Source organism: Pectobacterium carotovorum (assembly GCA_016415585.1).
GTDB classification, from domain to species: domain Bacteria; phylum Pseudomonadota; class Gammaproteobacteria; order Enterobacterales; family Enterobacteriaceae; genus Pectobacterium; species Pectobacterium carotovorum_K.
Genome location: CP066552.1, coordinates 2,701,145 through 2,727,922 on the forward strand (window position 1 = coordinate 2,701,145; position 26,778 = coordinate 2,727,922).

The window sequence follows — 26,778 nt, forward strand, 5'->3', positions numbered from 1 at the left end:
TTCCTCATTAAAAACATCTTTATTGCGTCACAGGTAAAGACAAAACACAGACAACAAAAAACCCGCACCATGGCGGGTTTTGCAACAGAACTGTAAAATTACAGCGCAGTGACGTTTACTGCGGAAGGACCTTTCTGACCATCCTGAATTTCGAATTCTACGTTCTGGCCTTCAGCCAGAGTTTTGAAGCCGTTGCCTTGAATTGCAGAGAAGTGTACGAATACATCTTTGCTGCCGTCAGCAGGAGTGATGAAACCAAAGCCTTTAGACTCGTTGAACCACTTAACCTGACCTTTAATCTTTGCCATTTCAAATATTTCCTTTAATTGTTTAAACCGCCAAAAAGGCGTTATACAGACAAACCAAAGTCGTTACTGCTTGAGGCACTAAGATAAGGATCGGCAGAGAAGCAGCATGCAACGCTAAAGGTTGTACTTAAGTCTTCTTTACTGAAAATGCCATTCATATACAGAACTGTACCTCGTTTTACCCAGAAGCGTTATTACACACTATGTGATCGATGGCAAGGGCTTTTTTATCAGTCATGGACATGCCGCACAAATTCACGTCATCACTGATTCATTAATACTCGATAGCACACGCTGGCATCTATATTTCTCAACATCTTCTGAAGCCAAACAATAAGCGCATTTCAGACTTTATTATGTGATAATATACGCAACAACTGTCGCAGTTTTGCCATAGACACAACTACAATCATAACAAAAAGTTATAATTTGTATACTTATATCAATGTTTAAAATCGATTGTCGATTTTATGCTATCTATAGCTTTTGTATTAATACACTACATAATGGATATTATTTATAACCTAATTGTTTAGCCATGAGGAGAATTAACTTGTTTGAATCAATAAGGCTAATAACATCACCAGAAACGTCAATAAAACTATACTTGCCAACTTCCAGCGTCGTTCTGATTTAGTGCTCATATCACTCATAACCCTTTCATATTAAAAATCAAGAAATACTGCTTACAGTATTTCTAATTTATCGGCAGCCATCGAGGATTTTTTAAGGTTATATCGTTTTTTTCCCGTTTTTTGACATATCTCCTAAATAATTCGAGTGGCGTAACAAAAACGCTGGCGCTTTGAACAACGCAAAGCGTTGCCTCGAAGAGCGAACCTCATTTATAAGATCCCCCCAATCTCCAGGAGCTTATGCTATTAAGTGACCTAGGTGGGTAAGGACAATGATTTGAATACCGCTGCGGCGGCTCTTCGGGCGAGGCTCAAAGATGATCCGGGTATTACCAACACACGAGCAGCTTGAAGCATGACGGGTATAAGCCTTACTCTGTGCACACCGACTATCAGCGTTACCGTTAGACTTTCGTTGTAACCTTAAGTACGATTCATTAAATTAAAGCAACATTTCTGTTATCAAAGGAGCATGATGCGTTCCTTACCCGCGCAAGCGCGTGCTACGTGCCTGCGAACAGTGATTTCTTGTGTCATGAAACACCTTCCAATATTCGCTCCCCGCCCTTCTCTGCCTCTTGACTTAAATGATATTGATAATTATTCTCAAATAACACTTTCACGGTTTGTAAGGATATCCGCATGATTGGCTTTCACGCTCATTTACCTGCCCTGTTCCGCCGTATGGCACTACCATGCGCTTTACTGCTTTTAGCCAGCACCTCCGCTCAGGCGGCTGAAAAGCTTAAAGTCATCACGACCTTTACCATCATTCAGGATATCGCACAAAATATTGCAGGCGATGCAGCAACGGTTGAGTCCATCACCAAACCCGGTGCGGAGATTCATGATTATCAGCCGACACCACGCGATATTGTGAAAACACAGTCTGCACAGCTAGTGCTGTGGAACGGCATGAATCTCGAACGTTGGTTTACGCGCTTTTTCGAGAACGTGAAAAATGTGCCGGCCGTTGTGGTGACGGAAGGCATCACGCCGCTTCCTATCCGCGAAGGTGCCTATAATGGCAACCCAAATCCGCATGCCTGGATGTCACCTTCCAACGCATTAATCTATATTGAAAATATCCGTAAAGGTCTGGTGCAAGCCGATCCCGCGAATGCAGAAACGTATAATCGTAACGCCAAAGCTTATGCGGAAAAAATTAAGGCTCTCGACGCGCCGCTGCGTGAACGTCTTGCCCGTATCCCAGAAAAGCAACGCTGGTTAGTCACCAGTGAAGGGGCGTTCAGCTATCTGGCAAAGGATTATCAGTTCAATGAAGTCTATCTCTGGCCAATCAATGCCGACGAGCAAGGTTCACCGCAGCAAGTGCGTCGAGTTATTGATACCGTGCGTGAGAAGGCGATCCCTGTCGTATTCAGCGAAAGCACCGTTTCCGATAAGCCGGCAAAACAGGTTAGTAAAGAAACGGGGGCGAAATATGGCGGCGTGCTGTATGTTGATTCGCTGTCTACAGAAAAAGGCCCCGTGCCGACCTATATCGACCTGTTAAAAGTGACGGTGGAAACCATCGCTAAAGGATTTAATCAATGAGTAGCGATCGAGCCGCACAGTCATTAGAAGTCAATGATGTTTCGGTTACTTACAGCAACGGGCATCAGGCTATTCGCCATGCCTCTTTTTCCCTGACTGGCGGTACGATTTGCGCCTTGGTTGGCGTAAACGGCAGTGGAAAATCGACGTTGTTCAAAAGCATCATGGGGTTGGTCAAGCCAACCTCAGGGCAGGTACTGCTCAACCAGCAACCGATCTACCAGGCACTGAAACAGAATCTGGTTGCTTATGTTCCACAAACAGAAGACGTGGACTGGAATTTCCCCGTTCTGGTTTCCGACGTGGTCATGATGGGACGCTACGGGAGGATGAATTTCCTGCGTATTCCCAGTAAACAGGACCGCGCTATTGTAGCGGAGTCGCTGGAACGCGTCGGGCTATCGACGCTGCAACATCGCCAGATCGGTGAACTGTCCGGTGGACAGAAAAAGCGTGTTTTTCTGGCGAGGGCGCTGGCTCAACAAGGCAGCGTGTTGCTGCTGGATGAGCCGTTTACTGGCGTAGACGTCAAAACGGAGAACGCCATTATCGACCTGCTTCGCACCTTGCGCGATGAAGGGCATTTGATTCTGGTAGCGACTCATAACCTCGGTAGCGTTCCTGAGTTTTGCGACAACGTTATTTTAGTCAATCGCACCGTTTTAGCCGCAGGACCGACGCACAGCACCTTTACCCAAAGTAATTTGGAGAAAACGTTCGGCGGTGTTCTGCGACACATCAACCTCGGGGGATCTCATCTTCACGATGATGACGATGTCCGCTCGGTGACGGTGTTAACAGACGATGAACGTCCGGCTGTGTTCTATGGGTCGACCAAGAGCGATCCTCCTGCATCACGCGCTGTACCGGAGGAGAAAAAGCCCTGATGATCGATATCCTGTTGCAGCCATTCAGCTATAACTACATGGTCAAGGCGATCTGGGTCAGCGCGATTGTCGGCGGCGTGTGTGCTTTTCTTTCGGCGTACCTGATGCTGAAAGGCTGGTCGCTGATGGGCGATGCACTCTCCCACTCCGTCGTCCCCGGTGTCGCAGGAGCTTATGCGCTGGGCCTGCCCTACGCGGCAGGTGCATTTTTTACCGGCATGCTTGCCGCGCTGGCAATGACGCTCATCCGTCATATTACCCGATTGCGTGAAGATGCAATTATCGGCTTTATTTTCTCAACGTTTTTCGCTGTCGGCCTGCTGATTATTTCGCTCAACCCGACATCGGTTAACGTGCAATCCATCATTTTTGGCAATATTTTGGGCATTGCCGACGAAGATATTCTGCAAGTTGAAATCATCATCGGCGTAACGTTCGTAATTCTCTGCCTGCTGTGGAAAGATCTGCTGGCCGTGTTCTTTGATGAGAACCATGCCCGTTCGATTGGTCTTTCTCCATTGAAGCTGAAAATTCTGTTCTTTACGCTGCTGAGTGCCTGTACGGTCGCGGCGTTGCAAACCGTCGGTGCGATTTTGGTGATCGCGATGGTGATTACGCCGGGTGCCACGGCTTACCTGCTCACCGATCGGTTTGGTCGTCTGGTCGTGATTTCTATTGCACTGGGTGCGATCACCAGCGCGGTCGGGGCTTATCTGAGCTTCTTCCTTGATGGTGCAACCGGCGGCGTGATTGTCACGTTGCAAACCGTCGTCTTCCTGTTGGCGTTTGTCTTTGCACCCAAGCATGGGTTATTGGCATCGCGCCGCCTGCGGTTACGCGATCAATCAGGAGATGCATTATGACGCTCATTAGCTGGCTCATCGATCCCCTGTCCTACCCGTTCATGCAGCGTGCGTTACTCGCTGCCGTCGTCACCGGTACGGTCTGTGCGGTGCTGTCATGTTATCTGGTGCTGAAAGGCTGGTCGCTAATGGGTGATGCCATTTCCCATGCCGTTCTGCCCGGTATCGTTGTCGCGTTTTTACTGGGGATTCCGTTAGTTATCGGGGCTTTCGTTTCCGGTATTTTTTGTGCGGTAGCGACGGGATACGTAAAAGAACACAGCCGGGTTAAAGAAGACACGGTCATGGGGATCATCTTTTCCGGCATGTTTGCGCTGGGGCTCGTCATGTTTGCGCGTATCGATACCGATCAGCACCTGAACCATATTCTGTTTGGTAACGTGCTGGGCATCACTCAGCAAGAGCTGACGCAAATCTTACTGATTGCAGGGGTGACGCTGGCCATCATCTTGTTAAAGCGCCGAGATTTCATGCTGTACTGCTTCGATCCCAATCATGCCCGCGTTATCGGCCTGCCCGTCAAGCTACTGCACTACGGATTGCTGAGCCTGCTGGCGATGACGATTGTCGCATCCTTACAGGCCGTCGGCGTTATTCTGGTGATCGCGATGCTGATTGCACCGGGCATTATTGCCTTCATGGTCTGTAAACGTTTCGAGCGCATGGTGCTTGTTGCCACGCTGGTTTCCGTTATTTCCTGTATTGCTGGCACCCTGATCAGTTTCTATATTGATGGCGCAACCGGCCCTTGCATTGTGATCGTTCAGGCACTGTTCTTCACGCTGGCGCTGACTTACCACCAGCTTAAGCAACGTCGTCAGGCGGCATCTCAGGCCATCACCGACGCGTTGTAATCCTTTCGCCCTCAGCCTTTTAGCACGACGTAACCGGAAAACAGCCGTCGGTTACGTCATTAATGCGCTATTTCATTGCCTTATCTACCGGATTGAGCGTCGTCCTAACTCCGCTATTTTTAATTCCGACTATACTTGTTTCTCGTTATCTCGGCCTATCGGTTATCACTGTGCGATAGATTCCATTTTTATTGTGCTCAATGGGTTACCGTAAACGAATCACCCCAGTGAACAGCATCGTATCGGGCAACATCAACGGGAGGATGACCTTATGTGGCAAGCTATCAGCCGACTTTTGGAAGAGCATCACGGTACTGCGGAAATTCAGGAATACCGCGAATTGTCCGGCGGTGAAATACACCCGGCTTGGTACGTCCGCTACGGCGAGCATGACGTCTTCGTAAAATGCGATAGTCGCGAAATGCTAACCAAATTCACTGCTGAAGCCGATCAGCTTCACTTGCTGGGCCGTAGCAATACGGTACATATACCAACAGTCTATGGTGTCGGCAGCTCACGCGATCACAGTTTTCTGCTTCTGCAATATCTACCTGTCAAACCGTTGGATGCGCACAGCGCCTGGTGTCTGGGCGAACAACTCGCACGCCTGCACCAGTGGAGCGACCAACCGCAATTTGGTCTGGATTTTGATAACGACCTTTCGACAACACCTCAGCCAAACAGCTGGCAGCGGCGCTGGGCGACCTTTTTTGCCGAACAGCGTATTGGATGGCAATTACAGTTAGCAGCAGAGAAAGGAATGCATTTTGGTCACATCGAAACGCTGATCGCGCGCGTTGAGGATCGTCTGGCCGGACATCAGCCTCAGCCGTCGCTCTTGCACGGTGATTTGTGGCCGGATAATTGTGCGAATAGTCAGGATGGCGCTTATCTGTTCGATCCGGCCAGCTATTGGGGAGACAGAGAATGTGATTTAGCGATGCTGCCGCGCTATCCGGCTCTGCCCCCACAGATTTATGATGGTTACCAGAGCGTGTGGCCGCTGGATAAAGGCTTTATCGATCGCCAGCCCATTTACCAAATTTATTATCTGCTTAACCGGGCCAATCTTTTCGGTGGTAAACATATTGTTGAGGCACAACAGCTTATCGAGCGGCAACTTTTGAGCTAATACGGGACGTTTTTTTCTGTGATGGGAAATGTGATCTAACGTGGGAAGGATACAGCGTCTGGCGCAGACTTTGCGCCAGACCGTCAATCAGACTGGCAACCCGAGTAAACGTAACACCAGATAGCCAATACCCGCGATAATCACTGGTAGGATATAAAGCGGAAAGAATTGCACAAAAATCGAGTGTCCAGGAACAATAACACGTGATTCCAGCGTCTCACGCGTATTCCCACCATCACCTTTCATTTTTTCCAGAATCAGTTGATCTTCAATGCCTTCCTTAATGGTCTTCGCCTGACGTGACATCCGGGCACCCGAAACCTGTAAAGCCAAGCCAATAAAAATCAGGATGTAGATCAGCCAAAACATCAGCGTCGCCCCACTGAAAAAACGCGTGAAATCCGGTACTGGCGAGTTGTACCAAAAAATGTTCAGGAAAGGCGTATTAAAGCGCACCATGTCGACCATCAGATGCACAAAATCCAGAAGAACAGCATCAATGCCCTGTTTTTTCTGGGTATAAGCGTAGAGATAATTAGCTAGCGAGACGAAGGTTGAAAGCAGCGCGGGAATAAAAAGGATCCATCCGGCAATGCGTTTAACGACGGCAATACGGCCAGCCTGTTGATACGTCATGAGAACCCCTTCTTAGCGACGCAACATCGGTAATGTATCGTTTTAGTACGACGGGTAGCCTACTGTAACTTTACGCGCAGTCAACACTTTATCTCCCGCATAGCCTGAGCAGTGCCCTGCAACTCGACTTATTAGGGTATAGTTTATCAGTAAATATTCTTTTCCTTTGCTGACGGAGCCAGTGGTATGTCCTTTGATTCTTCTATACGAGCGGCGATTTTCGATATGGATGGGCTGCTGATTGATTCAGAACCGTTGTGGGACAAGGCCGAACTGGAGGTTATCGCCTCGCTTGGCATAGACGTTTCACTACGAGAATCCATGAAAGATACTTTGGGTTTACGCATCGATATGGTGGTCGAACTCTGGTATCAGCGTTCTCCCTGGGCGACACCCGCCCGGGACGAGGTTGTCCGCCGTATTATCGATCGCACGATTGAATTTGTTGCCGAACAACGCCCCCTCCTGCCCGGCGTCGAACATGCACTGCAACTGTGCCGTGAACAGAATCTCAAAATTGGACTGGCTTCCGCTTCGCCGCTCCGCATGCAGCAGCAGGTGCTGCGAATGTTTAACTTGGAACACTACTTTGATGTCCTAATGTCAGCCGAGACACTGCCGTATAGCAAGCCTCATCCGGAGGTGTATTTGAATGCAGCAAACAGACTCGGCGTTCCTCCGACACACTGTGTGACGCTGGAAGATTCGGTGAACGGTATGATCGCAACCAAAGCAGCACGCATGCGTTCAATCGTTATTCCACAGGCTGAGTTTCGCGATGACGCTCGCTGGGTGCTGGCAGACGATAAGCTGGATTCCCTGAATCAGCTGACCGCTGAACATGTAGTCTAGGGATTTAGGAGTAGGAATTAGAAATAAAGAAGTAGAAGAATAGAAAAGCAGACATCGTGGGATATGACGAAAGCGTGGCCAGTCTATCGGCTGACCACGCTTTGAGGCATTACAGGAAATCAGCTCGCTTAGGCGAGAAAGCATCGATCAGGACGCTGCCGTCTTCCAGCGAGACCACACCGTGCATCTCGTTTTTCACTGCCAGATAAGCATCGCCCGTTTTCAGGATACGTTTCTCACCTTCGATCTCGACTTCAAAGCTGCCAGCGGCAACATAAGCAATCTGATCGTGAATTTCATGGAAGTGCGGCGTACCAATCGCATCTTTATCAAAATGCACGTAAACCATCATTAGCTCATCGCTCCAGGTCATGATTTTACGTTTAATGCCACCGCCCAGCTCTTCCCATGGCGTTTCATCATCAATAAAGTATCTTCTCATCATCTCTCTCCTCTAACGCTCTTTATTGCCATACCTTCTATTGCGCCAACAAACCGTGTACGACAACGAGTGTATGACTATGGATTGCGACATTTTAGCCACATCAGTACCAGAAGAAACATAAAATAAGCAAAACCATGACGGCCCTCAAGAAATAAATAAAACATTATTTCATTTTTATTGAATTCACATCCCATCCAAACTATCATCCCGCATAACAAGAAAGAACCGGGCAGTTTGAGGAACAGGTGACGTTGTCACTGCCACGCAACATCATCTGTTTCGCCCGGCGCTTTCACCAAGAACGGTTAGTAATGAAACAGCAGTTTTCCACATGATGGGCAGCAGCAGGAAACCCGTCATTAGAGTAATAAAAAACGAGCGGGCGGTGATTTCACCGATCTGGTCGATTCATTCCGGTGTTAGCACCAGACGCTACACCTTTATCTGGGGCATGGTTGGCGATAATCAAGTTTTCGGTGACATGGATCACGTCAAGGTTAGCGAGTTACGTTAATCGCTTTCTACCGGAATTACCGATGTTCCCTACAGTAACAGCTAACGACTAAGTATTTTGTCGCTTATAGAGAGATTACAGATATGATTTTAAATTCTTTTGATTTGCAAGGTAAAGTTGCTCTGATCACGGGTTGTGATACGGGTTTGGGTCAAGGCATGGCTATCGGTCTGGCACAAGCAGGCTGTGATATCGTCGGCGTCAACATCGTTGAACCTAAAGACACTATCGAGAAAGTCACCGCACTGGGACGCCGTTTCCTGAGCCTGACTGCCGACATGAGCAATGTCTCTGGTCATGCAGAGCTGGTAGAGAAAGCTGTTGCTGAATTTGGTCACGTTGACATTCTGGTCAACAACGCCGGTATCATCCGTCGTGAAGATGCGATCGAGTTCAGCGAGAAAAACTGGGACGACGTAATGAACCTGAACATTAAGAGCGTTTTCTTTATGTCTCAGACCGTTGCTCGCCAGTTCATCAAGCAAGGTAAAGGCGGTAAGATCATCAACATCGCTTCTATGCTGTCCTTCCAGGGTGGTATCCGCGTACCTTCTTATACCGCATCAAAAAGCGCCGTTATGGGTGTAACCCGTCTGATGGCGAACGAGTGGGCAAAACACGGTATCAACGTCAACGCAATTGCACCGGGATATATGGCTACCAACAATACCCAGCAACTGCGCGCTGATGAAGAACGCAGCAAAGAAATTCTGGATCGTATCCCAGCTGGCCGTTGGGGTTTGCCACAGGATCTGATGGGCCCATCCGTCTTCCTGGCATCCAGCGCATCTGATTACATCAATGGTTACACGATTGCCGTTGATGGTGGCTGGCTGGCTCGCTAAGGGAAACCTTTCTTAGCGGCATTTCGCCAACCTACGATAAAAAGCACAATTTCGGTTGTGCTTTTTATTTGTTTTTCAAGTTGTTATTTCGTTTTTCATGATTCTTTCTCCTGCCAAAATCCTTTCTTAAAAAAAATCAAAACAACGTTCCGACTTTGATCACACTTTCGATATTGCGTGCATGACGACAAGGTTAATAGCGCAATATAATCAATCAAAACAGTGTTTCTATTTATAAGGAACTGTTCACACGGTTCCATAAGAAGGTACTCCATGAGTATTTTTGAAAGCTTATACACCAGCAGGAAATCGCAGCTCGACGAATGGGTTGCAGCACTCGATAGCCACATTGCCTGCGTTCAGGAGAAAGGCCGCAGCCAAAGTCAGCCGACGTTATTATTGGCTGACGGTTTTGATGTGGAAAATTATGCACCTGCGATGTGGACATTCCCAGATGGACATAGCGCTCCTATTTCTAATTTTGCCAGCCAGCAAAATTGGCTAAGAACGCTGTGTGCCATGAGCGTCGTTACGGGTAATGAGAGTTACCAGCAGCACGCTATCGCACAAAGCGAATATTTCCTGGATCATTTCGTTGATGATAATAGCGGCCTGTTCTTCTGGGGCGGCCACCGCTTTATTAATCTGGATACGCTGGCAGGCGAAGGGCCAGAATCTAAAGCTCAGGTGCATGAATTAAAACACCACCTGCCCTATTACGCGTTGTTGCATCGTGTTAATGCGGAAAAGACGCTGAATTTCTTTCAGGGTTTCTGGAACGCACACGTTGAAGACTGGGATTCACTGGATCTAGGCCGTCATGGTGATTACAGCAAAAAACGCGATCCAAATGTGTTCCTGCATGCCCGCCATGATGTCGTCGATCCGGCACAGTGGCCTGTTCTGCCATTAACGAAGGGGTTAACTTTTGTTAATGCTGGCACAGACCTGATTTATGCCGCATTCAAATACGCAGAATATACGGGCGATAGTCACGCCGCGGCTTGGGGTAAACATCTTTATCGCCAATACGTTTTGGCCCGCAACCCAGAAACTGGTATGCCTGTGTATCAGTTCAGTTCACCACAGCAGCGCCAGCCAGTGCCGGAAGACGATAACCAGACGCAATCCTGGTTTGGCGATCGTGCTCAACGCCAGTTTGGCCCAGAGTTCGGTGAAATAGCGCGTGAAGCCAATGTGCTGTTCCGCGATATGCGCCCACTGCTGATTGATAACCCACTGGCAATGTTGGATATTCTCCGCACGCAGCCTGATGCAGAAATGCTGAACTGGGTTATTTCAGGGCTAAAAAATTACTATCAGTACGCCTACGATGTCACCAGCAATACACTGCGCCCGATGTGGAACAACGGCCAGGACATGACAGGCTACCGTTTTAAACGCGATGGCTATTATGGTAAAGCGGGTACGGAATTAAAACCGTTTGCATTAGAAGGTGATTATTTATTACCGCTGGTTCGTGCTTATCGTCTGAGCGGCGATGAGGACCTTTATACTCTAGTTAACACCATGCTGACACGGCTGAACAAAGAAGAGATTCAGCACATCGCCAGCCCGGTACTTTTGTTGACCGTTATCGAACTGGCCGATCACAAACAATCAGAATCCTGGGCACATTACGCCGCGCAGTTGGCTGACGTTTTGTTTGAACAACATTTCCACCGTGGTTTGTTCGTTCGCTCCGCACAGCATCGTTATGTTCGTCTGGATGATACCTATCCGCTGGCTTTACTGACTTTCGTTGCCGCTTGTCGCAACAAATTAAACGATATCCCATCGTATCTGACACAAGGTGGATATGTTCACGGGGATTTTCACGTTAATGGGGAAAATAGAATTGTTTATGACGTGGAATTAATTTATCCAGAGTTATTAACAGCTTAATTTTATGTTTTTTTTAATGGTTCACAATTAATCAATAGGTAAGCATTATGAATGAAAACAGAATGCTGGGGTTAGCCTATATCTCCCCCTATATTATAGGGCTGATAGTTTTTACCGCTTTCCCCTTTGTTTCGTCATTTATCCTCAGTTTTACTGAGTATGATTTGATCAATCCGCCTGAATTTACGGGGCTAGAAAACTATCACCGTATGTTCCTGGAAGATGATCTCTTTTGGAAATCCATGGGCGTCACCTTTGCCTATGTATTTCTGACCATTCCATTGAAATTAATCTTCGCATTGTTAATTGCGTTTGTACTTAATTTCAAATTACGTGGTATCGGTTTCTTCCGTACTGCTTACTATGTGCCTTCTATTCTGGGCAGCAGCGTGGCAATCGCCGTTCTGTGGCGAGCACTGTTCGCTATCGATGGCTTGTTAAACAGCTTCCTCGGCGTGTTTGGCTTTGACGCTATCAACTGGCTGGGCGAGCCGTCGCTGGCACTGATGTCGGTAACCCTGCTGCGCGTATGGCAGTTTGGTTCCGCCATGGTTATCTTCCTTGCTGCATTGCAGAACGTTCCGCAATCTCAGTATGAAGCCGCCATGATCGATGGTGCATCCAAATGGCAAATGTTCCTGAAAGTAACGGTACCGCTGATTACACCGGTTATTTTCTTTAACTTTATCATGCAGACCACTCAGGCATTCCAGGAGTTTACGGCACCTTACGTCATTACTGGCGGTGGTCCAACGCACTACACCTACCTGTTCTCGCTCTATATCTACGATACGGCGTTCAAGTATTTTGATATGGGCTACGGTGCTGCATTGGCATGGGTTCTGTTCTTGGTTGTTGCGGTATTTGCGTCTATCTCCTTTAAGTCGTCGAAATACTGGGTGTTCTACTCCGCTGATAAAGGAGGAAAAAATGGCTGACATGCATTCAAACCTGACGACAGCACAAGAAATTGCTGCTGCAGAAGTACGCCGCACGCTGCGTAAAGAAAAAATCAGTGCCGCTATCCGTTACGTGGTTCTGCTGTTCGTTGGCTTGCTGATGCTTTATCCACTGGCGTGGATGTTCTCAGCATCGTTCAAACCGAACCATGAGATCTTCACCACGTTGGGTCTGTGGCCAGAACACGCCACCTGGGACGGTTTCGTTAACGGTTGGAAAACCGGTACGGAATACAATTTCGGTCACTACATGATTAACACGTTCCAGTATGTGATTCCGAAAGTGGTTCTGACCGTTATTTCCTCGGTGATTGTGGCTTATGGCTTCGCTCGCTTTGACATTCCGTGGAAGAACTTCTGGTTTGCTACGCTGATTACTACCATGCTGCTGCCAAGCACCGTACTGTTGATTCCGCAGTACCTCATGTTCCGTGAAATGGGCATGCTGAACAGCTATCTACCACTGTATTTGCCGCTGGCGTTTGCAACACAAGGATTCTTTGTGTTCATGCTAATCCAGTTCCTGCGTGGGGTACCACGTGATATGGAAGAAGCCGCACAGATCGATGGCTGTAACTCCTTCCAGGTTCTGTGGTATGTGGTCGTGCCGATTTTGAAACCAGCCATCATCTCTGTTGCGCTGTTCCAGTTCATGTGGTCAATGAACGACTTCATCGGTCCGCTGATTTATGTCTATAGCGTGGATAAGTATCCGATTGCGCTGGCGCTGAAAATGTCTATCGACGTTACTGAAGGCGCTCCGTGGAATGAAATTCTGGCCATGTCCAGCATCTCCATTCTGCCATCCATTATTGTTTTCTTCCTGGCACAGCGTTACTTCGTACAAGGCGTGACCAGCAGCGGAATTAAAGGTTAATAGAGGATTTATCATGGCTGAAGTTATTTTCAAAAAGTTGGAAAAAGTATACACCAACGGTTTCAAAGCGGTTCACGGCATCGACCTGACCATTAAAGACGGTGAATTCATGGTTATCGTCGGCCCGTCTGGCTGTGCGAAGTCCACTACGCTGCGTATGCTGGCGGGTCTGGAAACCATCAGCGGCGGTGAAGTCCGTATCGGCGAGCGCGTTGTTAACAATCTGGCGCCAAAAGAGCGTGGGATTGCCATGGTGTTCCAGAACTACGCCCTCTACCCTCACATGACGGTAAAAGAGAATCTGGCGTTTGGTCTGAAGCTGAGCAAACTGCCTAAAGAGCAAATTGAAGCGCAGGTCGCTGAAGCGTCCAAAATTCTGGAGCTGGAAGACCTGATGGATCGTCTGCCGCGCCAGCTGTCTGGTGGTCAGGCACAGCGTGTGGCCGTAGGCCGTGCCATCGTTAAAAAGCCAGATGTGTTCCTGTTTGACGAACCGTTATCTAACCTGGATGCCAAACTGCGTGCTTCGATGCGTATCCGTATTTCTGACCTGCATAAGCAGTTGAAGAAAAGCGGTAAAGCAGCAACAACAGTCTATGTTACCCACGATCAGACTGAAGCAATGACCATGGGCGACCGTATCTGCGTCATGAAGCTGGGTCACATCATGCAGGTCGATACGCCAGACAACCTGTACCACTTCCCTGTCAACATGTTCGTTGCTGGCTTCATTGGCTCACCAGAAATGAACATCAAGCCGTGTAAACTGGTCGAGAAAGACGGTCAGATTGGCGTTGTGGTGGGCAACAACGCGCTGGTATTAAACAGCGAGAAGCAAGACAAAGTCCGCAGCTATGTCGGGCAAGACGTCTTCTTCGGTGTTCGCCCAGACTATGTTTCCGTGTCAGATACGCCATTTGAAGGCAGCCACTCACAGGGTGAGTTGGTTCGCGTAGAAAACATGGGTCACGAATTCTTTATGTACATTAAAGTCGATGGCTTTGAATTAACCAGCCGCATTCCTTATGACGAAGGTCGGCTGATTATCGAGAAGGGACTGCATCGTCCGGTGTATTTCCAGTTCGACATGGAAAAATGCCATATTTTTGATGCAAAAACAGAAAAAAATATCTCTCTTTAACAGGAGTAGTAACCGATGAAAAAAGCGATCCTACACACGTTAATAGTTTCATCTCTGGCATTAGTGGCAATGCCTTCTTTCGCCGCTGATAATGTTGAATTGAGAATGTCCTGGTGGGGCGGTAACAGCCGTCACCAGCAGACGCTCAAAGCCATTGAAGAGTTCCACAAACAGCATCCGAACATCACGGTGAAAGCGGAATACACCGGATGGGACGGTCACCTGTCTCGTCTGACTACACAGATTGCTGGTAACACCGAGCCAGATGTAATGCAGACTAACTGGAACTGGCTGCCGATTTTCTCTAAAAACGGTACTGGTTTTTATGATCTGAACAAAGTGAAAGATACTCTGGATCTGGCACAGTTCGATCCTAAAGAGCTGCAAAGCACCACGGTCGACGGGAAACTGAACGGTATTCCAATTTCCGTTACTGCTCGCGTATTCTACTTCAACACCGAAAGCTGGCAAAAAGCGGGACTGGAATATCCGAAAACGTGGGACGAACTGTTGAACGCCGGTAAAGTGTTCAAAGAAAAACTGGGCGACCAATACTACCCTATCGTGTTGGAACACCAGGATTCTCTGGCACTGCTGAACTCTTACATGGTTCAGAAATACAACATCCCTGCTATTGATGTAAAAAGTCAGAAATTCGCCTACACCGATGCGCAATGGGTTGAATTCTTTGGCATGTATAAGAAATTGATCGACAGCCATGTCATGCCTGATGCGAAATACTATGCCTCTTTCGGCAAGAGCAACATGTATGAGATGAAGCCATGGATCAACGGCGAGTGGTCTGGTACTTACATGTGGAACTCCACCATTACCAAGTACTCTGATAACCTGCAACCACCAGCAAAACTGGCATTGGGTAACTACCCAATGCTGCCTGGTGCGAAAGATGCCGGCTTGTTCTTCAAACCTGCACAGATGCTGTCTATCGGTAAGTCAACCAAGTACCCTAAAGAATCTGCTCAGTTGATCAACTTCCTGCTGAACAGCAAAGAAGGTGCTCAGGCTCTGGGTCTGGAACGTGGTGTGCCGTTGAGTAAAGCCGCTGTGGCTCAGCTGACTGCGGATGGCGTCATTAAAGATGATGCACCAGCCGTTGCCGGGTTGAAACTGGCGTTGGCTCTGCCGCATGAAGTGTCTGTCTCTCCTTATTTCGACGACCCGCAAATCGTTTCTCTGTTTGGTGATACCATCCAGTCTATCGATTACGGTCAGAAATCTGTGGAAGACGCAGCGAAATACTTCCAGCGTCAATCAGAGCGTATTCTGAAGCGCGCAATGAAGTAATGTCGTACCCGATTTAAGCTGTAATTCATCCCTGCCGCACTGACGGCAGGGATTTTTCATTTAAATTAAAACAACCGCTATATTCAATTCGATCTCCCTCACAATTTGAAACCCCATTTTACTTTTTGTTACCCAAGCCGATCTCGATCACAGAACGTAATTTAATAATAAATAAAATAGAACTTGTCCCAAAAAGCATAATGCGTCTTTCGAAATAAAGTATTAAGCATCATCCTAACCAATAGGGAATATAACAATGAAATTTAAATTATTAGCTCTGGCTGTTACGTCATTAATTAGTGTGAATGCAATGGCTGTGACAATCGATTATCGTCATGAAATGAAAGATACACCAAAAAATGATCATCGCGATCGTTTGTCAATATCACACCGTTTTGATAACGGCTTTGGCCTTTCTGCCGAAGCAAAATGGCGTCAGGCAAATAACGACAACACGCCGAATAAACCATTTAATGAAACCGTCAGCAATGGTACAGAAGTGGTTGCCAGCTATGTGTATAAAATTAACAAAACCTTCCAAGTTGAACCAGGTTTCTCTTTAGATTCAAGCTCTACTTCTAACAACTACCGTCCTTATTTGCGTGGGCGTGCGGCAGTTACTGATGATTTTTCTGTTTCTTTCCGCTATCGCCCATACTATTTAAGAAACAGTGGACTTAATATTGGAAAAGCAAACAGTGATCCTTCCGTTGAAAAAGGTTACAATTTAACAACTGTATTAAGTTATAAATTCCTGAAAGATTTTCAAGTTGATTATGAGTTAGATTATAAAAAAGCAACTAAAGCTGGAAAAACACTCTACGACAACGATAATGATAATTTCGATCATGACGTAAAACTTTCTTATAAATGGGATAAAAACTGGAAACCATATACGGCTGTAGGTAACGTAGCTGAGGATGGAAAAACAGATCGCCGTCAGACTCGTTTCCGTGTTGGTGTGCAATACAGCTTCTAATAACGGCCTTGTTATTTAAATAAGCGTCATTAGTTGGCAAAAGGGATGTGAGTGTTAATTGATTCACTCAGCTTTATCATTAGCATCCCTTTATTATGATGTGTTGTTGGTTAAACAAGTTAGTTACGTTTCGTTGTTACATGTGGCGTCGTTAAATGTAATTTAGCTATATGCGAGTTAGCTGTTCGAATTGCTGTGTCTGATTTACCCTCTTCGTGTATGAATGTTATTTCTTTATTAAAGTTTGCGGTTCAGGGTAGTCATTTTTTCTCCGATGTGATGGCTACCCTATTTTTTTACCATCGCCCAACGATTTCCCCCCTTCTCCCCTTTGTCAGGTGATCTATCATGATTGTTCGTTCTCTGCTTGTCGGGGCCATTATGATGTCTGTAAATGGATTAAGTTACGCCCAACCTGTTTTTCCTGTCTGGCCACATGGCGAAGCGCCAGGTGCCTCTTCGTCAACGGTACAACCGCAAGTGGTCGAGCGTAGCAAAGATCCCTCTCTTCCCGATCGGGCTGCAACTGGGATTCGCAGTCCCGAAATTACCGTTTATCCGGCAGAGAAGCCCAATGGCATGGCTTTGCTCATTACGCCTGGCGGCTCTTACCAGCGCGTCGTGTTGGATAAGGAAGGCAGCGATCTGGCACCGTTCTTTAATCAACAGGGCTATACCCTTTTCGTGATGACCTATCGTATGCCCGGTGAAGGTCATAAAGAAGGCGCTGACGCCCCGTTAGCCGATGCCCAGCGTGCAATCAGAACGCTGAGAGCCAACGCCGATAAGTGGCACATTAACCCACAGCGTATCGGTATTATGGGATTCTCCGCCGGTGGTCATGTTGCTGCCAGCCTTGGAACCCGATTCGCCCAGTCCGTTTACCCCGCGACGGATGCCATTGACAGCGTAAGCGCACGCCCTGATTTCATGGTACTGATGTACCCCGTCATTTCGATGCAGGCGGATATTGCACACGCCGGTTCGCGTAAACAGTTAATCGGTGAGCAACCGACGGAGGCGCAGGTGCTGCGTTATTCTCCAGAGAAGCAGGTTACCGCTCAGACGCCGCCCACGTTTCTGGTGCATGCCGTTGACGATCCGTCAGTGTCAGTTGATAACAGTCTGGTGATGTTCAGCGCGCTGCGGGAAAAACAGATTCCCGTCGAAATGCATCTGTTTGAGAAAGGGAAACACGGTTTCGGCCTACGCGGTACCAAAGGACTTCCTGCGGCAGCCTGGCCTCAGTTGCTGGACAATTGGCTGCGTGTTTTACCGGTAAGTAACGAACAGCCGAAATAAATCATTACGCCGTCACCGCTTCCGCAGGCAGGGATAATCTCTTATACTGTATAAAATAACAGTTTTATTTGAGAAGTTTCATGACTGCGGAAGGACACCTGCTGTTTTCTGTTGCCTGCGCGATTCTGGCTAAAAAAGTTGAGCTATCGCCAGCGCTGGCTACCGGAGACTGGTGGCACATTATTCCCGGTGCACTCCTTACCGCGCTGCTGCCCGATATCGATCACCCTAAATCCGTTCTCGGGCAGCGCCTGAAGTGGCTTTCTTCGCCCATTGCCCGCCTCTTTGGCCATCGCGGGTTTACGCACAGCCTTCTTGCCATCGCCGCCGGTATTTTCTTTATTCAGACGCGCCTGCCGCCAGACTGGCCAATTCCAACCGATGCCTACCATGCCATGATCGTCGGTTATCTGAGCCACATTCTCGCGGATATGCTGACGCCCTCTGGCGTTCCTCTACTCTGGCCCTGTCGCTGGCGTTTCCGTTTGCCAATTTTAAACAGCCAAAAAGGCAATCAGTTGGAACGCTTTCTGTGCCTTGCCTGTATCGTTTTTTCGCTGTATCAGCCGCAAAAAAATTTGAATTGCTGCACCTACGAACAATCATTTCGCTTTTTGCAGTCGGCGCAAACGTACCTCTTTCAATACGTGAAATAGCTGTATTCTTTAAGTACACCCGTTTTTGATCTGCCCCTGAAATTACTCCTACCTCATTACGCCACCATTTCATAATTCACCGGTGCTTGATAACCCAGCGTTGAATGTTTGCGACGGCGATGATAAAATACCTCGATATAATCGAATATCGCGTTCATCGCCTCTTTTCTGCTGACAAACACTTTTCCACACATCAGCTCCGTTTTCAGTATGTGATAAAAGCTTTCCATTACCGCATTATCGTAACAGCAACCCTTTCCACTCATTGAGCAGCGTAAGTACGGATATACGTTATATCCGTAGCCCACGCCAAGCCGATAACTGAGTGACCATAGCGTATTTTAGCGGTTTTCCCGCGCAAAGAACGCCGCTGCTTTCGAGCAGTAACGCGACAGCTCTGCGCTTGAACTCAGGGGTATATTGTTGTCTCGCCATAGTGGCCTCGTTTTCGTTAATTGATTTGAAAACAAGGTGGGCATTAAATCAAGGACAGATCAATTCTCCGGATGCTCGTTCCACGTTTGTGCAGGACTTTAATTTCCATACGAATCTCAAAAGTGATCATAAGCTTCCCTTTAATTACATTGAAAATTGAAATGTTTTATAACCGAGACGTCGGCATAGCGCGAGTGGCCATATACCGAAGAATGAATATGAACAGCCGTATTATCGACGATCCGGAAGTGTCTACACTATCAGTAGCGATTCGCACTGTTGATAAATCAGGCCAATATGGCATTTATAGGTTACTTCTTACCACAGTAATGCATTTTCATGTAACATGCTGTTTTTTTATATTATCTCCCGAATAAGTCTGTTAAAAATCATCCCCTCATCTGCCTGCATTATCTCGCCGAAATTATTGCTCAGTATATTCACGACATTTAGCTGACTCACTGAATTTACCGATCTGGAAAGAGATGATAACAACATGCAGTCGTGTCGTTAACCATTAAACGTGACATCGTTAGCATGGTAAAGAAAAGCCACTTTGCCTTCACTCGGCCATAGAACCTTTCAGAACACAAACTTAAATAAGCGTATTTTGAGGATATTATTATGCTTTTCTTCAATACATTGACGGGAAAAGAAAATTTATTCGTTATTCCCGAAAACAAACCTCATAACATAGAGCATCAGCCTGATATTCCTGCCGCCAATCACCCAGATAGTTCAGATGAAGAAGTTGGGTTCGATCTGACAGCATTGAGAGATCATCAACATGCGATTATCAATAGCTACCTGCCAGAATTTTATGAATTCCAGCAAACAGGTTGCAATACCCTATATCCAAAACCAGTCGACATCAACGCATTACAAGCGCGAATCAACTCAATGCAGATACCGACATTATTACAACCGCTGCAGACACAATTGGAACAGACTGCCAATGCATTTCTGGATCGGTTCAGACAGTTCAGGAAAGAGATAGATTGGAATAATAACTCATTGGAATTTATCAGATTTCGCTTAGCGGTAAGAAAAGCAGGTTGGGATGACCAGCAAACCCGAGATTACAATGAGGCGCTTAAGTATGCCAACCGTCTGGGCTATTATCTCTCAGGTACGCTGAACCTTATTGATCTCCTCAATGGCAACTTAGAATGGCAGACGTCGGAAGAAACTATTAGGAAAACAGGTCACAATGTGCTCCTGAATGAGCTTCTCCCAGTGGATACTGATGATCACAATAACCAGTATTGTGCCCAAATCCGTGCCAATCTAGCCAAAAAACATCCTGATAACATAAAGTTTAATGCCATTGTGAACTCAGTCACCTGGGATGACAGGATGGCCAGCGAGGCATTGTACACAGAGCTAGAAAGGCTGTCGAAGAGGTTATTGAGTGGTATTGCACTGACCAAGAATCATGCGAAAAAAATAGATAAAAAAAGTGAATCCAGCGGGATTATTCGCGATATCGTTGCACTCTGCCAGGTCTTATTGGACGTTATTGAAATAATCAAGTGCTTAGGGAAACAAATCCGGCCTTTGACGAACAAGCTGTTGGAAGAGCATAAATTATCTGGGCAGAAGGAAGAATTCACCCTAGCAGAGGTGGCAAAACAACAACTGATGACATTGTGGAAAGTAGCGGGTAAGAGCACTCTAGAATTCAAGTCCGATTTTAGAATGATGTCTGATAAGGCACAAAAAAACGTACACCGTATTCCACATACACTCTCCTGCTCCTCTATAACGGATGCGGACACAAATAAAGCCGTTTTTCAGGCCGGAATAATGCTGCTTGATAAAATTCAACAAACTGAATTCGGTGTACATAAAGCCAGGCAAGCTTCGCGTCTACTTCAGCAGGCAGTAACACATTACAGTGAACTAGAACGGACGATATCTGATATGCCATCCAACAAAATACTGGATGCGAGGCTACGCTTTGAATCTGGCAGATGGCAAGAAAAGGTAAAAATATTAAAAAAACGACTACAACAAACAATTGACGAAATAACAACGCTGACAGAAGAGTACGTAAAACAAAAATTTCTGTCAGCACTGAGAAATGAGTTAAACCGTCCTCGACCTTTGGCATCAAATAGCATCATCAGTGATTTTGATATACAGGTAAAAATGGCTGTTGATAAATTAGCCAGTATTGAACAGAGCCTAAGCCAGGCGCTGTTACGTCTTTCTGAGCATGGCGAAACCGACAATAAAGAATTCGATGGCCATACAATAACTTTGTTACAGAATCTGAAATGCATAAAAGGTCAACTTAAAACCAATATCACAAAGGTAACAGGGCGGTCGATTAACAATTTTTCCCGTACAGGTATGTTGGCCAGGAGAATGGGAGAAGTTCATGAAATGGAGAAGCAACGTTATCTGAGGTCGCTTTCCTCAGAAGACCTGCCAGCAGCCCAGCAGCAATATGACATATTGTTTTTTGAGCTGATTCAGCACTACCTGCCAATATTATCTAAAGAACCGGACCCTCAGGGAGATAAGTTTCTTCAGCGATTGCGCCTCGAAGCAAACAACGCAGCTAAAGGCACCACTATCTACCCTACGACCATGACCGATATCCTTGCAGGGATGAAAAGCCCCGAGCAAGCAATAAGAAATTGGTCAGAAAGAAAGCTGATCAGATGGGGCTTTCTGGTAGTCTGCCTGGAAGGGGTTAAGCTGATACCAAACTTGGCTGCATTCCCGTTACGGGGGGCTATTAAATTTGTTATAACGAGCGCAAAAGTGGCATGGATTGCCCATAAAGGGCGAAAGGGAATACGCGGAGGTGAAAGTGATATCACTGATGAGATAGCGGAATATGCAAAGTGGAGTTATAAAACGGCGGCGATTAAAGTCGTGCTCTCACTTCCCCCTGGGTTGGCAACAATGCTGGGGATTACCTCGATTGCATTGAACGTTTACGAAGGAGGACTAGAAGATGCAGGGAGAAAGATAGCGAAGGCTATCATGGGAGAAGCGCCCTGGCATGCACTGAATGCAGAAAGCAGAATGGCGGTCGAAGCTTATACCACCACATTGGTGAATGCTGGGATGAAAGAAGAGGAAGCCGGCCTGATGGGCCACACATCGGTATTGCAGCAACAAACAGATACGAAGCCGTTCTCTGATAATAGTGACGAGGATGTCGATCAACATCGAATCGGTCGTAAGTGGGAAGCGGCAGACGAAATGATGCTAAAAAGTGGAAGTATTCTGGATAAATTAAAAATACTCCCTGATGAGTATGAATCAGATACTGTTCAAACTAAGAACAGGTTTGAGAGATCAATAACCATCAAAGCTCTACAGGTAAAAGATGTTGATTTTAATCAGAATGGACACTATAAAGACTTCTCCAGTGACAAGAAAAAAACAACCTATTTACATGCTATAAAATACTTATTGCTTCAGATAGAAAATGATGAGAATTTATCGCAAAAAATCAGACATAACGCCTATTTATCCAGGATAGGAGCCCCACTTTTAGTTCCTGTTGATATAAGTGGATACAAACTTAACAACACACTTCTCCTTCCTGATAATGATGGTGGTAAATCTGGAATGCTTATTGTGTTAGATTCGAGAACACCTTATTATTACGTTAGCAAAGGAAAAGATATCTTAGATGAAATTAAATTCTCTATGCCTTACAATGCTGGAGAAAAAAAGCCCTATTACATGCCAGGCTATCACCTAGACCATAAACCAAGATTTCTACCAAGTGGCTATGAAAAACTTCAAGGGCTTATTAACGGAAAATATAATTTTGATTTATATTTTAATCAAAAAAATCCAAATTCGATGAACATACCAAGCATTTCCTCACTACTTGCAAATACGATCGAAGCCGATTATAAAAATAGAAAAACACATATTGAAAATAACACTTTAGTTCTCAGAGCGATTCTTGGCTCTCATATCCCTGACCCAGATGTCAGTGTAACTCAGGTAAGATATAATCTTGGTTTCTCATGGGATAATTTGACCCCAGCAGAGTATCTGAATTCATTTTCACGACCATTTGCTAAACTCAGCGGACTGGTTCAGTTAATAGCTAGCGACATTACAAGCGAAACAATACAAGAAACAGATAGAAATGTAAAACGATCTGAATATATAGGAAGCTGGATTGACATCAGTTTAGGGGCAGCGACTTCATTTACTCCTCAGGGGTTGGTTCTAAATGGATTGCAATCAGCAGCAGAAATAACTAGTGATGTCGTAGAGGGGAAGACCCTTGACCCGTTATCGATTGCCGCTTTAATTTTAATGTGCATTCCTGGAGAAAAAATTGTAGCTAAAATAGGAAAGTTCAGCAATGTTGGAAGTAATTCCATTAAATACGCACTGGCAACTGGAAATAAAATAGTCGACCTGGCAATCGTTGGGAGAAGCATAAAAACGGCTGTGGAAACTAGAGATCCTCTTGCTATTTATCAGGCCTTTCTGACCACTGGAATGAGTATTCATAACTCTTATGAAATGGCAAAGAATATGTCGGCCAAGCTAAATATCCCAAAAAAAATGGAGATACTCAGTAAAAACGAATCCATCCAGGAGCAAGGAAACAAAAGTCAGCGTCCTGAAATCGATACTTCAACCTCTCATGCTGATTACCCGTTAAATGAAAACCCACCCGAATCGTTGTTATCACGGACACAGATCCTACAGTATAACGCCAGTTCATTGCGTTTTGGGCCGATCAAACCCAGCCCGTTAGATATGAATATTATTTCTGAACCCAGAGCTAAAGAACTGGAGAGCCAAGTATTATATAATTTTGGGACATCCAATAAACAGACAGATTTGCCCCCAAAAGAAAAGCAATACTATGACAGTCTCGTTTCCTATTATAAAAAAAATGCTCAATGGGAGGAATATCTGGAGAAAGGAAAACGGAAATATGAACAGTTGAATGAGAGATTCCCTCATACGATATCAAAACACGATGAATATCGACTTCGCTATGAAGAGAGTACTAGGCCCGACACTAAACCGATACTTTATATAAACAATGACGGTACCGTAGATAGATTTGTAGGAACGGTTACTGATATAAACGTTAAAGGAGAACAGACACCTCATTATACATTCGGAACGTCTGATGACGGAAGAGCACTCGTCGTCGATGGACTCATTTTGGGTGATCCATACAAAGAACGGGATGTTCAGATAACCAGGAAAGAAATAGGGGAACCGTTGAAAATGTATCAAATTCAGGGTGAGTTCATAAAGAAAAATGAGCGACTACTTGACAATATTGAATTTATTTCTCGGATGAATATCACTAATGCCAAAACACGGACTGTATTGCATCTGGCGTTGGGTGAAGAAAGGCTCCACGCGAGTGAGAAAAAACCGATAGTGCTGAAGCCAGAAGGAACGACGAAGGACGCCTTTAGTGCCATGCTAACCACGCCTGACGTCAAGCCGACAGCGCGTATGTTACGCCACTATCCGGAATTTAGTAAGCAAATAAAAGAGATACGCATCCAGTCTATGACGCAGATCACCTTGGTTCTCGAACCGATTAGTCAGTCAGCAGAAAGCACGACAGTGAAAACACCGCAACCAGCATCTCAGGGGCATTTACGAGCAGATGATAATCTATCGGAATATGAAAAAAGGGGTCTGTGGACAGTATATTCAGGAGTCTCTGGGAGGCATCAAACAACATTTGACCAAGTTACCGAACATCGCATAAATCTTAATAAATTCACCAAATTAGTACTCTTCAGAAAATTTTCCGATATAAGAATACGTTCTTTTGATTTAAACTCTTCGAAATACAAAGACAGTAATGAATTTACTCTCGCCCATATAGATTTCGCCACTAAAAAAACCGATCAAGTTCTATCTTCTGATGCACTCATCGCATCGGTTAACGACATGAAAGAGAAGACAGATCAATTAATGAATCAGATTGATTTATATTCAGGAAGCGACAAAGAAGCCATCACCGAGAATATGAGACTCACCCAGAAGGCACTGGATGATATAAAAATTAATATAAATTCTCCTAATGCCTTTTCGAAGGTTACCACTTATGCACTGGTCAGAAAAAACTCACAACCTGGAGATATAAATAATCATTACGGATTAGTTAACTTTGATTTTAAAATTTATAACTCCGAACTTCACCTTCGTTTCCTTACTGCTCACCCTTACGTCAGTATAAATAAATACCCTACATTTAGGGATTATCTGATTAGAAAAGATTTTTTTTCTACATCCGACATCTCTCGATATAATATAAAAAATGTAGCTCGATACCTTGGTGCTAAAGCGATACGTAGTGAGATTGATTTTGATAACTCCATTCCCGATCTTAAAGTAAAGTCATTTTCATTTGAAGGAGCTAATCCTATTATTCAAAAAATCGGTTATAAAATTGAAAGTATTTCTCATATTTTTTCAAAAAAAAATGTTTTTGATATGTCATATCCCATTGGCAATTTGGAAGAGAGTCAAACCCACCAAACAGATAACGATTATTTTCAGGAGAATTTAGAAAAAATTAAAGCTAATGTAAGAGATTCATTCACACCCATTGAACCCATAAAAATAGTATCCAACGCAGCAGCGGAGGAAGCCATAAAAAAGATAATGAGTGACGGCAATGCAGATATAATATCCTGGAATATTATTGATAGTAAAAGCAACGTAGATAATGAGTTAAGAGACTTTTCTGATAAAGTCATTGCCGCTGTTGAAGAGTCATATAAAAAAGTATCTAACGTAAAATCTCTTTTTGATTTGGCAGAATCTCGCCCCGATATTAAGGCTGAATTTAAAGAACTGCTTAATGAGGCCACTGGATTAAACGACGAAATTGTCATTGATATTGACAAAACAGACATTCCTACTATATCTAACATGGTCTACAATAAATTTAAAAGTAATATAAATAGTCTAGAGAATTTTTTGCTGGCACAAAAGACAGGAAAATATGACTCTTTTGTTTTATTTAAATATCACCAATTTGATTCGTCCAAACCTGATGCCTTTGCCCTGCCCTATGACAGGAAGAAAAGAATTCTGCTGGCTATGCTACCAGATCATCAACGCCACGGTGGATTAGTTGACACAGTGACCCATGAAGCCTCACATAATGCTTTTCACGCACAGGATTATACCTATATAGGAAATGTACGAGAGGAAACCGGTTCATTCCCTTCTTCATTTGAGCATTCAGCTCGCGATTCGAGGCATTTTTATGAAAATGAACGGACAGCCAAATTGAGCGCAAGATATGCTTTAAGATTGCCCGAAAATGCTAACATCATCGAAGAGTTTAAAGATCTGGCATATGTTCTTTTGCAAAACAGCAAGCTAATTAAAGCAGACACGCTTCTGAATTCTGCGGAATATAATGCATACATGATTGACGTTTTAAGTCGTGCCAAAATAAAAGACTCACATATTCGTTTCGAGACTGCCGTATCCAAAAACAAACGTTCTGTTTATGAGAAAAATAATAAGCTTGATGATACCGTCATGTTGGCAGCACTGAGTCTTTATCTTAATCGAGGCTAAGGATTGAATCTCCTTCGACCATCTATTGGATTCACTTATGGTTCGTGTTTACCCGTCGCCCCACCACGGCGACGCCCCCACTCGACATTGAAGCTCGCGCTGTATTAGCATACCGCAATCTGTCG

General features: G+C 45.4%; 21 protein-coding genes and 1 pseudogene. 17 read left to right on the plus strand and 5 right to left on the minus strand.

The genetic code is table 11. The features are described from left to right. Window positions 1-98: 98 nt before the first annotated feature. Together cspE and JFY74_11875 are read right to left on the minus strand one after the other, a co-directional pair. Entirely contained in the window at window positions 99-308 is a 210-nt protein-coding gene (gene cspE / locus JFY74_11870) for a transcription antiterminator/RNA stability regulator CspE (protein ID QQG26837.1), read from the minus strand. A 41-nt stretch (window positions 309-349) separates the two neighbouring features. Beyond that, window positions 350-466 carry a DUF2627 domain-containing protein gene (locus tag JFY74_11875; GenBank protein ID QQG26838.1) on the minus strand — a complete coding sequence of 39 codons (117 nt, stop codon included), beginning with the start codon at window positions 464-466 and terminating at the stop codon, window positions 350-352. A 1,119-nt stretch (window positions 467-1,585) separates the two neighbouring features. Here JFY74_11875 and JFY74_11880 point away from each other — a divergent pair. The 5 genes from JFY74_11880 (at window position 1,586) to JFY74_11900 (ending at window position 6,236) form a co-directional block, all read left to right on the plus strand. Beyond that, window positions 1,586-2,500 carry a metal ABC transporter substrate-binding protein gene (locus JFY74_11880; GenBank protein ID QQG26839.1) on the plus strand — a complete coding sequence of 305 codons (915 nt, stop codon included), beginning with the start codon at window positions 1,586-1,588 and terminating at the stop codon, window positions 2,498-2,500. Next, window positions 2,497-3,387 (plus strand): manganese/iron ABC transporter ATP-binding protein, encoded by an 891-nt coding sequence (locus tag JFY74_11885; GenBank protein ID QQG26840.1) that lies wholly within the window; start codon window positions 2,497-2,499, stop codon window positions 3,385-3,387. Before JFY74_11880 ends, JFY74_11885 begins: the two co-directional genes overlap by 4 nt. After that, complete coding sequence (locus JFY74_11890; GenBank protein QQG26841.1) at window positions 3,387-4,250, plus strand: metal ABC transporter permease; 864 nt, start codon at window positions 3,387-3,389, stop codon at window positions 4,248-4,250. The genes JFY74_11885 and JFY74_11890 overlap by 1 nt, the downstream gene beginning before the upstream one ends. Next, on the plus strand, window positions 4,247-5,104 hold the full coding sequence (locus tag JFY74_11895; protein QQG26842.1) for a metal ABC transporter permease: 858 nt from the start codon (window positions 4,247-4,249) through the stop codon (window positions 5,102-5,104). The genes JFY74_11890 and JFY74_11895 overlap by 4 nt, the downstream gene beginning before the upstream one ends. A 271-nt stretch (window positions 5,105-5,375) precedes the next feature. Then, window positions 5,376-6,236: a fructosamine kinase family protein gene (locus JFY74_11900; protein QQG26843.1), complete on the plus strand. Its 861-nt coding sequence runs from the start codon at window positions 5,376-5,378 to the stop codon at window positions 6,234-6,236. 87 nt (window positions 6,237-6,323) lie between these two features. On the opposite strand, the gene JFY74_11905 is transcribed toward JFY74_11900, so the two are convergent. After that, on the minus strand, window positions 6,324-6,872 hold the full coding sequence (locus tag JFY74_11905) for a YniB family protein (protein ID QQG26844.1): 549 nt from the start codon (window positions 6,870-6,872) through the stop codon (window positions 6,324-6,326). A gap of 186 nt (window positions 6,873-7,058) precedes the next feature. Between JFY74_11905 and hxpB the strand changes: the two genes are divergently transcribed. Beyond that, window positions 7,059-7,724, plus strand: a complete 666-nt coding sequence (gene hxpB, locus JFY74_11910) for a hexitol phosphatase HxpB (GenBank protein QQG26845.1) — start codon at window positions 7,059-7,061, stop codon at window positions 7,722-7,724. A gap of 109 nt (window positions 7,725-7,833) precedes the next feature. On the opposite strand, the gene JFY74_11915 is transcribed toward hxpB, so the two are convergent. After that, complete coding sequence (locus JFY74_11915; protein QQG30528.1) at window positions 7,834-8,166, minus strand: cupin domain-containing protein; 333 nt, start codon at window positions 8,164-8,166, stop codon at window positions 7,834-7,836. Between the two features lie 316 nt (window positions 8,167-8,482). Here JFY74_11915 and JFY74_11920 point away from each other — a divergent pair. From JFY74_11920 to JFY74_11965, 10 genes and pseudogenes are all read left to right on the plus strand, one after another. After that, window positions 8,483-8,683: pseudogene (locus tag JFY74_11920) on the plus strand (5-dehydro-4-deoxy-D-glucuronate isomerase). Between the two features lie 83 nt (window positions 8,684-8,766). Next, window positions 8,767-9,528: a 2-dehydro-3-deoxy-D-gluconate 5-dehydrogenase KduD gene (gene kduD / locus JFY74_11925; protein ID QQG26846.1), complete on the plus strand. Its 762-nt coding sequence runs from the start codon at window positions 8,767-8,769 to the stop codon at window positions 9,526-9,528. Window positions 9,529-9,801: 273 nt separating this feature from the next. Beyond that, window positions 9,802-11,433: a pectate lyase gene (locus JFY74_11930; GenBank protein ID QQG26847.1), complete on the plus strand. Its 1,632-nt coding sequence runs from the start codon at window positions 9,802-9,804 to the stop codon at window positions 11,431-11,433. 47 nt (window positions 11,434-11,480) lie between these two features. After that, window positions 11,481-12,371, plus strand: a complete 891-nt coding sequence (locus JFY74_11935; protein ID QQG26848.1) for a sugar ABC transporter permease — start codon at window positions 11,481-11,483, stop codon at window positions 12,369-12,371. Then, window positions 12,364-13,269 carry a carbohydrate ABC transporter permease gene (locus JFY74_11940; GenBank protein ID QQG26849.1) on the plus strand — a complete coding sequence of 302 codons (906 nt, stop codon included), beginning with the start codon at window positions 12,364-12,366 and terminating at the stop codon, window positions 13,267-13,269. Before JFY74_11935 ends, JFY74_11940 begins: the two co-directional genes overlap by 8 nt. Window positions 13,270-13,282: 13 nt before the next feature. Beyond that, entirely contained in the window at window positions 13,283-14,410 is a 1,128-nt protein-coding gene (locus JFY74_11945; protein ID QQG26850.1) for an ABC transporter ATP-binding protein, read from the plus strand. Between the two features lie 15 nt (window positions 14,411-14,425). After that, a complete protein-coding gene (locus tag JFY74_11950) occupies window positions 14,426-15,715 on the plus strand; it encodes a carbohydrate ABC transporter substrate-binding protein (protein ID QQG26851.1) in 1,290 nt (429 codons plus the stop codon). Between the two features lie 256 nt (window positions 15,716-15,971). Then, on the plus strand, window positions 15,972-16,694 hold the full coding sequence (locus tag JFY74_11955; protein ID QQG26852.1) for a porin: 723 nt from the start codon (window positions 15,972-15,974) through the stop codon (window positions 16,692-16,694). Window positions 16,695-17,042: 348 nt separating this feature from the next. After that, entirely contained in the window at window positions 17,043-17,996 is a 954-nt protein-coding gene (locus tag JFY74_11960; GenBank protein ID QQG26853.1) for an alpha/beta hydrolase, read from the plus strand. A gap of 80 nt (window positions 17,997-18,076) precedes the next feature. Next, window positions 18,077-18,652: a metal-dependent hydrolase gene (locus tag JFY74_11965; protein ID QQG26854.1), complete on the plus strand. Its 576-nt coding sequence runs from the start codon at window positions 18,077-18,079 to the stop codon at window positions 18,650-18,652. 56 nt (window positions 18,653-18,708) lie between these two features. On the opposite strand, the gene JFY74_11970 is transcribed toward JFY74_11965, so the two are convergent. After that, window positions 18,709-18,918: an IS3 family transposase gene (locus tag JFY74_11970; GenBank protein QQG26855.1), complete on the minus strand. Its 210-nt coding sequence runs from the start codon at window positions 18,916-18,918 to the stop codon at window positions 18,709-18,711. Window positions 18,919-19,711: 793 nt separating this feature from the next. Between JFY74_11970 and JFY74_11975 the strand changes: the two genes are divergently transcribed. Next, entirely contained in the window at window positions 19,712-26,653 is a 6,942-nt protein-coding gene (locus JFY74_11975) for a hypothetical protein (protein ID QQG26856.1), read from the plus strand. Window positions 26,654-26,778 lie beyond the last annotated feature (125 nt).